Raw genomic sequence first — 13822 nt, 5'->3', positions numbered from 1 at the left:
GCCGACGCCATGCCTTACACGAACTACGACAATCTTGCGGCATCGAGCGAGGCGCTCGACAAGCACGCGGTTGCACGTCACTCGACCTGGGTGAGCATCTGGGTCAATGTGGTGCTCACGGCGGCGCAGATCGTCGTGGGCATTTTCGCGCGCTCGCAGGCGCTGATCGCCGACGGGATTCACTCGCTGTCGGACATCGTGTCCGATTTCGTGGTGCTCGCCGCCGCCCGTGGCAGCGCGCGCGCGCCGGACGCCGATCACCCGTACGGACACAGCCGCTACGAAAACGCGGCCTCGCTGTTTCTCGGCGCGATCCTGCTCGCCGTGGGCGCCGGCATGTTGTGGCGGGGCATCGAGCGTTTACTGCATCCGGAGGAAATTCCGGAAGTCCACATGATTGCCCTGCTGGTCGCGGTGTTCGTGCTGGTGAGCAAGGAAGGCCTGTTTCGTTACATGCTGCGCGCAGCCCAGCGCGTGCGCTCGGCAATGCTCGTCGCCAACGCCTGGCACGCCCGCTCCGACGCCCTGTCGTCGCTCGTGGTCGCGTGCGGCATCCTTGGCAACCTTGCCGGCTATCGCATTCTCGACCCGCTCGCGGCCGCTCTCGTGGGGCTGATGATCGGGCGCACCGGCTGGAAGTTCGGCTGGAACGCCTTGCAGGATCTCATCGACCGCGGCGTGGATGACGCCACCACCATCACGATTCGCGAACGTCTGCTCGCTACACCCGGCGTGCGTGCGCTCGACATGCTGCGCACGCGACGCATGGGCGACGAGATTGTCGTCGATGTGCACGTGCTCGTCGACGCCCGGCTGTCGGTATCCGAAGGGCACTACATCGCCGAACAGGCTCGCGCCGCCGTCATGCGCGAGCCGCAGATTCTCGACGTGCTCGTGCACGTCGATCCGGAGAGCGACGCCAAGGGCACCGCCTTGCAGGAGTGGCCGGCGCGCGCCGTGGTCGTGGGCGCGGCCGAAGTCCTGTGCCGGGCCAATGGCCTGGCCCTGCGCGACGTCAATCTGCACTATCTGAACAACAGGCTGGAGGCCGACGTGACCGTCGAAACCCAACCTGAACCGGCGCCGCCCGCATACTCTGCCGAGCCGACCGATGGCGCCATGGAACGGGCGTCGCAGACGGTCGCCGACGCACTCGCCGCGCACTTCGCCCCGCTCGGGCTGCGTCACGTCCGCGTACTTCGGGTGACGGGCGAGACGTCGGCAATGGCGGCAGACGCCGGCGCCGACACCCCCGGCGCCACTCCGTAGCCAAAAAATGAATCGGCCGCCGGGCTCTCGGTCGGTTGACGCGAGCACCACGGCGGCCGATGCGGATCGGACACCAGGACCTGACGGGGCAAGCGACGCCCCGTCGCGACATCAACCTTCGTGCCGGTAGTCCGCGAACAGCATGCCCTGTCGGTCCTTGTCGGAGACGAGCGGCGTGATGCCCGCCAGCGGCCAGGGAATCGCCAGCGTCGGATCGTCCCAGCGGATGCAACGCTCGAATTGCGGCGCCCAATAGTCGGTCGTCTTGTACAGCACCTCGGCCGTCTCCGACGTCACGACGAATCCATGGGCAAACCCCGCGGGAATCCACAGCTGCTTCTTGTTCTCGGCGCTCAGCACTTCGGCGACCCACTTGCCGAAGGTCGGCGAGCCTTCGCGGATGTCGACGGCCACGTCGTAGATCTCCCCCTGAAGCACGCGCACGAGCTTGCCTTGCGGCTGCTGCACCTGATAGTGCAACCCGCGCAGCACGCCGCGCGCCGACCGCGACTGGTTGTCCTGCACGAACGTGAGCGTCTCGCCCAGCGCGGTGTCGAAGTTGCGCTGGTTGAAGCTCTCGAAGAAATAGCCACGGGTATCGCCGAACACTTTCGGCTCGACGACCTTGACGTCGGGAATGGCGGTAGCAATCAGTTGCATAAAAAGACCTAAAGGTGAGGGCGGTCAGAAAACGCGCTCTCGCAACATCGCCAGCAGATACTGGCCGTAGCCGGTCTTCGCGAGCGGCTGCGCCAGCGTTTCGATATCCGACGCCGAGATCCACCCACGTCGATAGGCGATCTCTTCCGGACAGGCGACCTTGAGACCCTGACGGCTTTCAATGGTCTGAATGAAGGTACTGGCCTCCAGCATCGATTCGTGCGTGCCGGTGTCGAGCCATGCGTAACCCCGCCCCATGATCTGCACATTGAGCTTGCCGCGGCGCAGGTACTCGTTGTTGACGTCGGTAATCTCCAGCTCACCTCGCGCGGACGGTTTGATGGCGCGCGCGATGTCGATCACGTCGTTATCGCAAAAGTAAAGCCCCGTGACGGCGTAACGCGACTTCGGCTCCTTGGGCTTCTCGACCAGCTCGATCGCCTTGCCGGCCTCGTCGAACGTCACCACGCCATAGCGCTCGGGATCGTGCACCGGATACGCAAATACGGACGCACCTTCCTGCTGTGCGTTGGCCGCGGACAGCAATCCCGCGAAGTCGTGCCCGTAGAACAGGTTGTCGCCAAGCACCAGTGCACAAGGGTCGCGGCCGATGAAGTCCGCCCCGATGAGGAACGCCTGCGCCAGGCCGTCCGGCGACGGCTGCACGGCATATTGCAGGTTCAGCCCCCACTGGCTGCCATCGCCGAGCAATTGCTCGAACCGCGGCGTGTCCTGCGGCGTCGAGATGACCAATACGTCGCGAATCCCCGCCAGCATCAGCGTGGTGAGCGGGTAATAGATCATCGGCTTGTCGTACACCGGCAGCAGTTGCTTGGAGACGGCCAGCGTGGCGGGGTACAGGCGCGTGCCCGAGCCTCCGGCCAGAATGATGCCTTTGCGTTGAATGCCCATACGTGCCTCAGTCGTTCCCACGGTAGTGCGTCTCGATCCAGCGCTGATATTCGCCCGATTGCACCTGGCGCACCCACTCGCCATTGGCGAGGTACCACTGAACCGTCTTGCGCATGCCAGTCTCGAAGGTCTCGGCCGGGCGCCAACCCAGTTCGCGCTCGAGCTTGCGCGCATCGATGGCGTAGCGGCGATCATGGCCAGGGCGGTCGGTGACGAACGTGATCTGGTCGGTGTACGACTTGCCATCGGCGCGCGGAGACAGTTCGTCGAGCAACTTGCACAGATGGTTCACCACCGATAGATTGTTCTGCTCGTTCCAGCCCCCCACGTTGTACACCTCGCCCGGCGCTCCCCTGGCGAGCACTTCGCGAATCGCCGAGCAATGATCGCCGACGTACAACCAGTCGCGCACGTTGCTGCCGTCGCCGTAGATCGGCAGGGGTTTGCCCGCGACGGCATTCGCGATCACCAGCGGAATCAGCTTCTCGGGGAACTGGTAAGGGCCGTAGTTGTTCGAGCAGTTGGTCGTGAGCACCGGCAGGCCGTAGGTGTGGTGGTACGCGCGCACCAGATGATCGGAGCCGGCCTTCGAGGCCGAGTACGGACTGTTGGGTGCGTACGGCGTCGTTTCGGTGAAGGCCGGATCGGTCGGGCTCAGCGAACCGTAGACTTCGTCGGTCGACACATGCAGGAAACGAAAGGCGTCGCGCGCTTCGCCCGCGAGCGAGCCCCAGTAGGCACGCGCGGCTTCGAGCATCGTGAACGTGCCGACAATGTTCGTCTGCACGAAATCGCCCGGGCCGTGGATCGAGCGATCAACGTGGCTCTCGGCGGCGAAATGCAGCACCGCGCGCGGACGATGCTCGGCATACAAGCGATCAAGCGCCACGCGATCGCAAATATCGACCTGCGCGAAGTGGTGGCGGGAATCATGTTCCAGACTTGCCAGATTCGCCAGATTGCCGGCGTAGGTCAGCTTGTCGATGGTAACGACGGGCTCGTCGTGTTGCGAGAGCCAGTCCAGAACGAAGTTCGCGCCAATAAAGCCAGCGCCGCCTGTCACAAAGATCATAAGTGTCGAAATGGGTTGGGAAGTCGGGTCAGCGGCTGCGCGGCACGCGCCCCATCAGGAAGAATTCGTCGTTCGGGCGCATCGAAATCGCATTGGCCAGACGGTTGGACATCCCGAAGAAAGCCGTGATCGCGGCGATGTCCCAAATGTCCTCGTCGTCAAGACCGTGCGCACGCAGCGTGGCGTAATCGTCGTCGCTTACTTCGTGCGAGCGCTCGCACACCTTCATGGCATACGCGAGTATCGCCTTCTGGCGCGGCGTGAGGTCCGCCTTCAAATAGTTGACCGCCACCTGGTCGGCCAGCAACGGCTGCTTCTCGTAGATGCGCACCAGCGCGCCATGCGCCACCACGCAATACAGACACTGATTCGCCGCGCTGGTTGCGACCACGATCATTTCGCGCTCGCCCTTGCTCAGATGGCCATCCTTGAGCATGAGGGCATCGTGATAGGCGAAAAATGCCCGGAATTCGTCGGGGCGATGCGCCAGCGTCAGGAATACATTGGGCACGAACCCCGCCTTTTCCTGCACTTCGTCGATGCGCGCCCGGATATCGGCCGGCAGCCCGGCGAGATCCGGTACGGGAAAGCGACTGATCGGTGGTTGGCGCATCGTGTTCTCCTCATTGACGGGCGGGGCAGGTCCCTGGCGCCTGCGACGCAAGGAACGCCCTCAGGCTTCCTGTTGCTGGGCGTACTGGATACGGTGCAAATGGGCGTAAAGGCCATTATGCGCCACCAGTTCGTTGTGCGAGCCCTGCTCCACGATGCGGCCATGTTCCAGCACCACGATGCGATCGGCGCGCTCGATGGTCGACAGACGGTGCGCGATCACCAGCGTGGTGCGCCCTTCCATCAGTACCTCGAGCGCCGCCTGCACGTGACGCTCGGACTCCGAGTCGAGGGCGGAGGTCGCTTCGTCGAGGATCAGAATCGGTGCGTCCTTGTAGATCGCGCGGGCAATCGCCAGGCGCTGACGCTGGCCACCCGAAAGGCGCATGCCATTGTCGCCCACCATCGTCTGCACGCCGTCGGGCATGGCCGCGACCGCATCGGCGAGATTGGCCGCCCGCAGCGCCGCCTGCACGCGCTCCGGATCGATTTCCTGACCGTAGGCCACGTTCGCGGCGATGGTGTCGTTGAACAGCACCACGTCCTGGCTCACGAACGCGATCTGGCTGCGCAGGTCGGCCAGACGTAGTTCGTCGAGCGGAATATCGTCGAGCAGAATGCGCCCGCCGGTAGGATCGAAGAAGCGCGGCACCAGATTGACCAGTGTCGTCTTGCCGCTGCCGGACGGCCCCACCAGCGCCACCATCTCGCCGGGCGCGACATCGAGCGAAATCCTGTCGAGCGTCGGACGCTCGGCCGCACCGTAATTGAAGCTCACCTGATCGAACGTCACGCGCCCCTTGGCGCGCTCGAGCCGGCGATCGCCGCCCGTGGGCTCGACTTCCACGTCCATCACGTCGAAAATCAGCTCGGCGGCCGTCACACCGCGTTGCAGCGGCTGGTTGACGTCCATCAGATGCTTGAGCGGCGAGACCACCAGCAGCAACGCTGTCACGAAGGCGGTGAAGCCACCCACGGTCATCTCGCCCGATGACGATTCGATCATCGCCACTGTGATGACGATGGCCAGCGCGAGCGACGCGAGCGCCTGCGTGACCGGTTGGGCAAGCCCGCCCGACACAGTCACGCGCATGGCGTAACCGCGCAGCGTGCCGGTCATCTTGTCGAAACGCGACTTTTCGTAGGCTTCGCCGTTGTGGATCTTCACGACCTTGTAGCCGCCCACCGCCTCTTCGACCACGTACGACAGCGCATTGGTCAGCGTCTGCTGCTCGCGGTTCAGGCGGCGCAGACGACGGTTGATCTTGCCGACCAGCCAGCCGATGAGCGGCAGAATGACGGCCACCACGAGCGTGAGCCGCCAGTTCAGATAGAACAGATAGCCCAGCAGACCGACGACGGTGAGCGAGTCGCGCACCAGCGTGATGAGCACCGTGGTCAGCACGCCGAGCACCTGGTTGACTTCGTAGACGATGGCGTTGATGAGCGTGCTGGTCGTCTCGCGCTGGAAATACGCCGCCGGGGCGTGCAGCAGACGCTCGAACATCCGCACGCGCAGGTCGAGCAGCACGCGGTTCGACACCCAGGAGAGCATGTAGTTGGCCGAATACTGCGCCAGCCCCCGGATGACCGCCAGGCCGATGACCGCGGCCGGCACGTACCACAGCTTCCACGGGTCGCCGCCCGAAAAGCCCTTGTCGAGCACCGGCTTGAGAACGGCCGGGATGGCGGCTTCGGTTCCCGCCACGAGCGCCATGGCAAGAACGGCCAGCAGGCCCATATGCCAATAGGGCTGGAGATAGCCCAGCAGACGGCGAAGAATCGGGCCGGTGGGCTTGTGCGTTGCGCTCATGTAAGTCGGGAACGGCGGAAAAACCGCTATTCTAACGTACCGGCCGATCTCGCCGGGACGTGTCCGAGCGAGACTCGGACGCCGCCGCAAAATTCGCCGCGGAGCCTGCGATCCGGGTCGTCTGGCGCGCCGCAGTGCGGGGGGAACCGGTATACTCCCGCCCATGGCAAGCGCACTCGAAGTCCTCCGTACCGTATTCGGCTATAACGCATTCCGTGGCGATCAGGCCGCCATCGTCGACCATGTGGCCGACGGGGGCGATGCGCTCGTCCTGATGCCCACCGGCGGCGGCAAGTCGCTGTGCTATCAGATCCCGGCACTGCTGCGCCCCGGTATCGGCATCGTCGTCTCGCCGCTCATCGCACTCATGCAGGATCAGGTCGATGCGTTGCTGCAAGCCGGGGTGCGCGCCGCCTATCTGAATTCCAGCCTCGGCTTCGACGAAGCGCTCGATACCGAGCGCCGCGCCGCACGCGGCGAGCTCGATCTGCTGTACGTCGCGCCCGAGCGCCTGCTGACCGAGCGCTTTCTCGATCTGCTCGACCGGCTCGACGAGCGCGGGCAACTGGCGCTGTTCGCCATCGACGAAGCGCATTGCGTCTCGCAATGGGGCCACGACTTCCGCCCGGAGTACATCCAGCTCTCCGCACTGCACGAACGCTATCCGCGCGTGCCGCGCATCGCGCTGACCGCCACTGCGGATGCCGCGACGCGCGACGAGATCCAGACCCGCCTGGGACTGACCGAGGCGCGCCTTTTCGTCTCCAGCTTCGATCGGCCGAACATCCGGTATGAGATCGTCGATCGCGACAATCCCCGCAAGCAGTTGCTCGCCTTTCTCGGGCGGCATCGCGGCGAGGCCGGCATCGTCTACTGTCTGTCGCGCAAGAAAGTGGAGGAGACGGCAGCCTGGCTCGAGACTCAGGGTATTCCGGCCCTGCCGTATCACGCGGGGCTCGATGCCGAGGTCCGACGCACGCACCAGCAGCGGTTCCTGCGCGAGGAAGGGCTGGTCATGGCGGCCACGGTCGCCTTCGGCATGGGCATCGACAAGCCGGACGTGCGCTTCGTCGCGCATCTGGATCTGCCCAAGAGTCTCGAAGCGTACTATCAGGAGACGGGGCGCGCGGGACGGGACGGCGAGCCGGCCGAAGTCTGGATGACATACGGGCTGAACGACGTGGTGGTCCATCGCAGCCGCATCGACGAGTCGAATGCGCCCGAGCTGCAGAAGCGCATCGAGCGGCAAAAGCTCGACGCCCTGCTTGGCTATTGCGAGGCGCCGCGTTGCCGACGCACCGTGCTGTTGTCATATTTCGGCGAGACGAGCGAGCCTTGCGGCAACTGCGACGTCTGCCTGAACCCGCCCGAAGTTTTCGACGGGACCGTCGCCGCTCAAAAGGCCCTCTCGGCGATTCTCCGCACGGGCCAGCGTTTCGGCGCCGGTCACCTCATCGATCTGCTGCGCGGGCGCAGTACCGACAAAATCCGCATGTTCGGTCATGAGTCGCTGCCGACATTCGGCGTGGGCGGTGAACTCGACGATCAGGGTTGGCGCGCCGTCTTCCGCCAACTGATCGCCCACGGCCTGATCGAGCCGGACAGCAGCCAGTACGGTGCGCTCACGCTCAACGCGGCGGCCAAGCCGGTGCTCAAGGGAGAAACGACGCTGATGCTGCGACGTCAGCGCGCCGCCGTGGGCAAGAAGGGGCGGTTTGCCGGTTACGCCTCGGCGCCGGCAATCGAGCTCGACGTTGCCGATCAGAAACTGTTCGAAACGCTGCGCGCCTGGCGGCAGGACATGGCCAAGACACAGCAGGTGCCGGCTTACGTTATCCTGCATGACCGCACCCTGCGCGAACTCGCACAGCGCCGTCCGCGACATCGTGAAGGGCTGGCCGATATTACCGGTCTCGGCGAAGCGAAAATCGAGCGCTATGGCGAAGCCCTCGTCGAGCTGCTCAATGCCTAGGCGCGCGACGCGTCGATCCGACCGGCGTCGACACCACGTCCGGGCCTCGGCCCCGATATTGCTATTTCGTAAGCGTTCATGACCGAAACCTCATTGTCCGCTGCGCCGTTGAGTGCCGCTGCGGCGCAGCGCCTGCCACTGACGGTGACGATCCTCACGCGCAATGAGCGCCACAACATCGCCGAGTGCATCGCATCGGTGCAATCGTTTGCGTCGCAGATCGTCGTGGTGGACAACGCGAGCACCGACGGCACCGCCGACATCGCCCGCGCCGCCGGCGCCGAGGTGTATGTCACGCCTGATTGGCCGGGTTTTGGCCCGCAGAAGAATCGGGCCTTGTCGTACGCCACGCAACCGTGGGTCCTTTCACTCGATGCCGACGAACGCGTAACGCCCGAGTTGGCGACCGAGATCGCGGCCGCGCTCGGCGACACCTCCCGTGCCGGCTACCGCATGCCCCGGCTGTCGCAGTTTCTGGGCCACTGGGTGCGGCACTGCGGCTGGTATCCCGACCATGTGCTGCGGCTATTCCGCCGCGAAGCCGGACGCTTCTCCGACAATCTCGTCCACGAACGGGTGATCGTCGACGGTGCGATCGGCACGCTGTCGCACCATCTGCTGCACTACAGCTACACGGAAGCGCGTCAGGTTGAGGACAAGATCCAGCGTTACGCGCGCGCCGGCGCCAAGGAGATGGCATTGCGTGGCAAGCGGGTCTCGCCGCTCAAACCGTGGATCAATGGTGGATGGGCCTTTGTTCGCACCTACTTCCTGCGCCGAGGCTTCCTGGATGGCGCGACCGGCGCCGCCATCGCACGGATGAACGCGCGCAGCGCCTTTCTGAAGTACGATCTGCTGCGACGCGGGGAGAGCTGACGCGTCCCAGGCGGAACGGCGGTCGCGGCCTGCACGTCCGCGCCGGCGCGTTACCTGGCCAACGCCCGCTTCACGCGGGAACGGAAAAGCTCCCAACGCAACTTCCCGTCCTCGACGGGCTCGGCCAGGCGTCCGTCATTGCCGGCCGGAACCGGCTTGCCGCGACGCAGGTAGTAGCGATCGAAGATCGACTGTGTCATGCCCCACTTGCGCAGAAACTGGGTGCGGCCGTCGTTCTTCACAACCTTGCCCGTGCTCTTGCACTGGAAGTGATACACGAGGCTCGCGCCCACGCCGACGAAACGCCGGGCGCCCGCGGCCCACATCTTCATGGAGAAGTCGTTGTCGCTGCTCATCCCCGGGCTCAGCTCGGTGCTGTATCCGCCCACCAGGAACCACCAGTCGCGATGCACGAGGGTCGGCGGCCAGGTGGCGCCAAACCAGTCGGGCTTGCGGTAGTTCGGCACGGCGGCAAGCAGCGCGGCTTCGTCGAACGTGTCGACCTCTCGGCCGAAGTCATGTACCAGCACACACGGATTGCCCGTGTCCACCGGCTCGATCATCGTGCCCGACAGCATGAACGCGGTGTCCGGCATCGCTTGCGCCCGCTCGATCAGCGCGGTATCCCACCCGGGGCAACAATACATGTCGTCGTTCAGATAGACGATGTACTTCTCGCGCGCGAGCGCCGCCGCCTGGTTCACCGCGTAGCAGATACCGATGTTGTCGGGCGATGCGGTATGTTCGAGGCCCTCGGCACGCACCCAGTCGAGCGAACCATCGGAACCATCGTTCACGTGCACGATGATCTGGTGGGCGTAGCGCGAGTTCTGGCGAATACTGCGCACGCAAAGTTGCAGCAGGGCCAGGTTGTTCCACGTCGGAACGATGATCGAGAACATCGGGGTTTCCTTGTTGTGTCTTTCGGCGGCGGCGCAACGCGGCGCCGCACAACGCTGCCGATCCTGCGCGCATTCCGGCGCCGGACCGCTCGTGTCAGTAGATGATCTGCACCGAGTCGGTCGTGAGCCACTGGCGAAGTTCGCCGAGCAACTCGTCGCCCGGCTGCACCTTCCAGTCGTCGCCCAGCCTCGACTCGCATTCGGCGTCCGGGCGGCGATACACGATGTGCACCGGCAGGCCGTTCTGCTTTTCGCCGTCACCATCGCCGTTGCCGCTACCGTTGCGCCGGCCAAAGCCACCACCGCCACCGCCGTTGAACCCGCCGCCACCATTGAAGCCGCCGCTGCCACCACCGCCCGCCCCGGCCGTCGCGGCCACGCGATACATCGTGCAATGCGGCTGGAGGGTGGCGCGCAGGCGCGTCCAGTCGGCATTGCCGTTGAACGACAACTTGAGCGCCCGCGCAAAACGTGCACGCGCACGGCCGAGGTCCATCACGCTTTCGGTGGTGAAACGCAGCCCGCCCGTGAAGCTGTCCGGCCGCGCATTGCCCTGGACGATCAGCAACTCGTCTTCCTTGAACAAATGCTTGTTGGCCTCGAACTGCTCGTTGAAGATCGTGACTTCGAGCGTGGACGTGCCGTCATCGAGCTGCACGATCAGCATCTTGCCGCGCTGGGTCATCATCGTGCGCATGCTGGAGATCACGCCGGCGACCAGCTTGTCGCGGCCGTCCGTGAGGTCGCGAATCCGCGTGCGCACGAAACGCCGCACTTCCTCCGCGTAGGAGTCGAACATGTGCCCCGACAGATAGAAGCCGAGTGCCTGCTTTTCTTCCTGCAGCTTGCGCTTGTCGGTCCAGGCCGGCTCGTCGGCCAACTCCAGCGGCGCCTGAAGGCTCTCGTCGCCGAGATCGAACAGGCTGACCTGATTGGCCGCGGCGCTCGCCTGCTCCGCGGCCTCCATCGCCATCGGCACCGATGCCATCAACTGGGCCCGGTTTTCGTGAATCGTGTCGAACGCCCCGGCGCGAATCAACGCTTCGATGGTGCGACGGTTCACGACGCGACGGTCGATGCGCGCGCAAAAGTCGAACAGATCGGTAAACGGCTTGCCTTCGCGTGCCCGCAGGATTTCCTCGATGGCCGACTGACCACTGCCCTTGATGGCGCCCAGACCGTAGCGCACGGTTTTCGCGTCGGCCGGCTCGAAGCGGTAGGCCGAGACGTTCACGTCGGGGGGCAACACACCGAGACCGTTCGCCAGGCAGTCCTCGTAGAGAATCTTGACCTTGTCCGTGTCGTCCATGGCCAAGCTCATGTTGGCGGCCATGAATTCGGCAGGATGGTGTGCCTTGAGCCATGCAGTGTAATACGCCAGCAGCGCGTAGGCGGCGGCGTGCGACTTGTTGAAGCCGTAGCCCGCGAACTTCTCCATCAAGTCGAAGATTTCGTCCGACTTTTCACGCGTGAGGCCGTTGGCGGCGGCCCCCTTGGCGAAGATCTCGCGGTGCTCGGCCATCTCCTCGGCCTTCTTCTTGCCCATCGCACGACGCAGCAAGTCGGCGCCGCCGAGCGAGTAACCGCCGATGATCTGCGCCATCTGCATCACCTGCTCCTGATAGACCATGATGCCGTAGGTCTCCTGAAGCACCGGCTCGACGCGCGGATCCGGGTATTCCACCTTTTCCCGGCCATGCTTTCGCGCACAGAAGCTCGGAATCAGGTCCATCGGGCCCGGACGGTACAACGCCACGAGCGCGATGATGTCTTCGAAGCGGTCGGGCTGGGCATCCTTCAACATGCCCTGCATGCCCCGGCTTTCCAGCTGGAACACCGCCACCGTATTGGCTTTTTTCAGAATGCTGAACGCCGCCGGGTCGGTGAGCGAGACCTGATCGAGCGACCAGTCCTTCATCTCCGGATGCAATCGCTTGATGTAGCGCTCCGCCCAGTTCAGGATCGTGAGCGTGGTCAGTCCCAGAAAGTCGAACTTCACGAGGCCGACCGCTTCCACGTCGTCCTTGTCGTACTGACTCACGACCCCACTGGCGTCTTCGCCGCCGCCCTGCGTGTAGAGCGGGCAGAAGTCGGTCAGCTTGCCCGGGGCGATCAGCACACCGCCCGCGTGCATGCCGACGTTTCGCGTCAGCCCCTCGACACGCTGCGCCAGCTCGATCAGTTGCTTGACTTCATCTTCCGTCTGATAGCGCTCGGCCAGTTGCGGCTCTTCCTTGAGCGCATCGTCGATGGTGACGTGCTTGCCAGGCTTGAACGGGATCAGCTTGGAGATGCCATCAACGAAGTTGTAGCCAAGATCGAGCACGCGACCCACGTCGCGTACCGCGGCCTTGGCTGCCATCGAGCCGAAGGTGGCGATCTGCGAAACGGCGTCGGCGCCGTACTTCTCTTTCACGTACTGAATGACCCGGTCGCGCCCATCCTGGCAGAAGTCGATGTCGAAGTCGGGCATCGACACGCGTTCCGGGTTGAGGAAGCGCTCGAACAGCAGGTTGTATTTGAGCGGGTCGAGGTCGGTAATGCCGAGCGCGTAGGCAACGAGCGAGCCCGCGCCGGAGCCGCGACCCGGCCCCACCGGCACGCCGTTGTTCTTCGCCCACTGAATGAAGTCGGCCACGATCAGGAAGTAGCCGGGAAAGCCCATCTTGATGATGGTGCCCGTCTCGAATTCGAGCCGCTTGTAGTAATCGGGACGCTGCTTGTCGCGCTCGGCCTCGTCGGGGAAAAGCAGCTCGAGACGCTTCTCCAGCCCCTCCTTGGACAACTGTACGAGGTAGTCGTCGAGCGACATGCCGTCGGGCGTCGGGAACAGCGGCAGCTTCGGCTTGCCCAGTTCGAGCGTGAGGTTGCAGCGCTTGGCGATCTCGACGGTGTTGGCGATCGCCGACGGCACGTCTTCGAACGCGGCGATCATGTCGTCCTGCGTGCGGAAACTCTGGTCCTGCGTGAAGCGCCGTACTCGGCGCGCATTGCCGAGCATCTCGCCTTCCGAAATACACACGCGCGCTTCGTGCGCCGTGAAATCGTCGGCCGTCATGAACTGGATCGGGTGCGTGGCCACGACCGGCAACCCGGCCCTGGCCGCGAGCTGCACGGCCTGCTGCACGTACGCCTCCATGCCCGGCTGGCCCGTGCGCTGCAACTCGATATAGAACGCGCCCGGGAATACGTCGGCCCAATGCCTGGCGCATTGCAGCGCCAATTCCGGATTGCCCGCCGCCAGCGCCATGCCGACGTCGCCCATCTGCGCGCCTGACAACGCCAGCAAACCGCGCGCCAGACCGTCGGGCTGCAACCACGACGCGTCAATTTCCGCCCGCCCGCGCCACTGGTTGCCCAGCCATGCCCGGGAAAGCAACTGGCAGAGGTTCAGGTAGCCTTCACGGTCGCGCGCAAGCAGCAGCAGCCGCGAGGGCTTGTCGCGGTCGGCCGGGTTCGTGATCCAGGCATCGCAGCCGATGATCGGCTTGACGCCCTTGCCGCGGGCTCCCTTGTAGAAACGAATGGCGCCGAACATGTTCGCGAGGTCGGTGAGCGCAAGCGCGCCCTGACCGTCCTTGGCGGCGGCCTTGACGACATCATCGAGCCGCACGATGCCATCGGCGATCGAGTATTCGGAATGGAGGCGGAGGTGGACGAAGCGAGGTTCTGACATGGGCGACATTGTAACGCGCCCTCCCCGTCTTCAGCGTCTTCCGGAATTCCGAAATCGC

The 13822-nt window shown here is 64.6% G+C and carries 10 protein-coding genes; 3 read left to right on the top strand and 7 right to left on the bottom strand.

Going from position 1 to position 13822, the window contains the following annotated elements; genetic code table 11:
• The first annotated feature begins 9 nt into the window (after positions 1-9).
• Positions 10-1269: a cation diffusion facilitator family transporter gene (locus W930_RS26170; RefSeq protein ID WP_023594661.1), complete on the top strand. Its 1260-nt coding sequence runs from the start codon at positions 10-12 to the stop codon at positions 1267-1269.
• Positions 1270-1380: 111 nt separating this feature from the next.
• On the opposite strand, the gene rfbC is transcribed toward W930_RS26170, so the two are convergent.
• Genes rfbC through msbA form a run of 5 tightly spaced genes read right to left on the bottom strand, consistent with a single transcriptional unit; the run spans position 1381 to position 6338 of the window.
• A complete protein-coding gene (gene rfbC / locus W930_RS0105280; protein ID WP_023872063.1) occupies positions 1381-1929 on the bottom strand; it encodes a dTDP-4-dehydrorhamnose 3,5-epimerase in 549 nt (182 codons plus the stop codon).
• A gap of 24 nt (positions 1930-1953) precedes the next feature.
• Entirely contained in the window at positions 1954-2835 is an 882-nt protein-coding gene (gene rfbA / locus W930_RS0105275; RefSeq protein WP_023872064.1) for a glucose-1-phosphate thymidylyltransferase RfbA, read from the bottom strand.
• Between the two features lie 13 nt (positions 2836-2848).
• Positions 2849-3913 carry a dTDP-glucose 4,6-dehydratase gene (gene rfbB / locus W930_RS0105270; protein ID WP_023872065.1) on the bottom strand — a complete coding sequence of 355 codons (1065 nt, stop codon included), beginning with the start codon at positions 3911-3913 and terminating at the stop codon, positions 2849-2851.
• A gap of 28 nt (positions 3914-3941) precedes the next feature.
• The gene (locus W930_RS0105265; protein ID WP_023594657.1) at positions 3942-4526 is read right to left on the bottom strand and encodes a peroxidase-related enzyme; all 585 of its coding nucleotides are present in this window, start codon (positions 4524-4526) and stop codon (positions 3942-3944) included.
• Between the two features lie 60 nt (positions 4527-4586).
• Positions 4587-6338 (bottom strand): lipid A export permease/ATP-binding protein MsbA, encoded by a 1752-nt coding sequence (gene msbA / locus W930_RS0105260; protein WP_023594656.1) that lies wholly within the window; start codon positions 6336-6338, stop codon positions 4587-4589.
• 163 nt (positions 6339-6501) lie between these two features.
• Here msbA and recQ point away from each other — a divergent pair, with 163 nt between their 5' ends.
• Both recQ and W930_RS0105250 read left to right on the top strand, forming a co-directional pair.
• Entirely contained in the window at positions 6502-8310 is a 1809-nt protein-coding gene (gene recQ / locus W930_RS0105255; RefSeq protein ID WP_023872067.1) for a DNA helicase RecQ, read from the top strand.
• Positions 8311-8388: 78 nt separating this feature from the next.
• Positions 8389-9186 (top strand): glycosyltransferase family 2 protein, encoded by a 798-nt coding sequence (locus W930_RS0105250; RefSeq protein WP_369798643.1) that lies wholly within the window; start codon positions 8389-8391, stop codon positions 9184-9186.
• Positions 9187-9236: 50 nt separating this feature from the next.
• On the opposite strand, the gene W930_RS0105245 is transcribed toward W930_RS0105250, so the two are convergent.
• The gene (locus tag W930_RS0105245; RefSeq protein ID WP_023872069.1) at positions 9237-10088 is read right to left on the bottom strand and encodes a glycosyltransferase family 2 protein; all 852 of its coding nucleotides are present in this window, start codon (positions 10086-10088) and stop codon (positions 9237-9239) included.
• Between the two features lie 94 nt (positions 10089-10182).
• A complete protein-coding gene (gene dnaE / locus W930_RS0105240; RefSeq protein ID WP_023872070.1) occupies positions 10183-13773 on the bottom strand; it encodes a DNA polymerase III subunit alpha in 3591 nt (1196 codons plus the stop codon).
• Between the last annotated feature and the right edge of the window lie 49 nt (positions 13774-13822).

This window comes from Pandoraea sp. E26 (assembly GCF_000681415.1).
Classification (GTDB): domain Bacteria; phylum Pseudomonadota; class Gammaproteobacteria; order Burkholderiales; family Burkholderiaceae; genus Pandoraea; species Pandoraea pnomenusa.
This window is presented reverse-complemented; position numbering and strand designations above follow the sequence as displayed.

Coding starts and splice junctions, on each gene's coding strand:
- msbA (WP_023594656.1), bottom strand. CDS start 6,338: ATGAGCGCAACGCACAAGCCCACCGGCCCGATTCTTCGCCGTCTGCTG.
- dnaE (WP_023872070.1), bottom strand. CDS start 13,773: ATGTCGCCCATGTCAGAACCTCGCTTCGTCCACCTCCGCCTCCATTCC.
- W930_RS0105245 (WP_023872069.1), bottom strand. CDS start 10,088: ATGTTCTCGATCATCGTTCCGACGTGGAACAACCTGGCCCTGCTGCAA.
- rfbC (WP_023872063.1), bottom strand. CDS start 1,929: ATGCAACTGATTGCTACCGCCATTCCCGACGTCAAGGTCGTCGAGCCG.
- rfbB (WP_023872065.1), bottom strand. CDS start 3,913: ATGATCTTTGTGACAGGCGGCGCTGGCTTTATTGGCGCGAACTTCGTT.
- recQ (WP_023872067.1), top strand. CDS start 6,502: ATGGCAAGCGCACTCGAAGTCCTCCGTACCGTATTCGGCTATAACGCA.
- W930_RS26170 (WP_023594661.1), top strand. CDS start 10: ATGCCTTACACGAACTACGACAATCTTGCGGCATCGAGCGAGGCGCTC.
- W930_RS0105265 (WP_023594657.1), bottom strand. CDS start 4,526: ATGCGCCAACCACCGATCAGTCGCTTTCCCGTACCGGATCTCGCCGGG.
- W930_RS0105250 (WP_369798643.1), top strand. CDS start 8,389: ATGACCGAAACCTCATTGTCCGCTGCGCCGTTGAGTGCCGCTGCGGCG.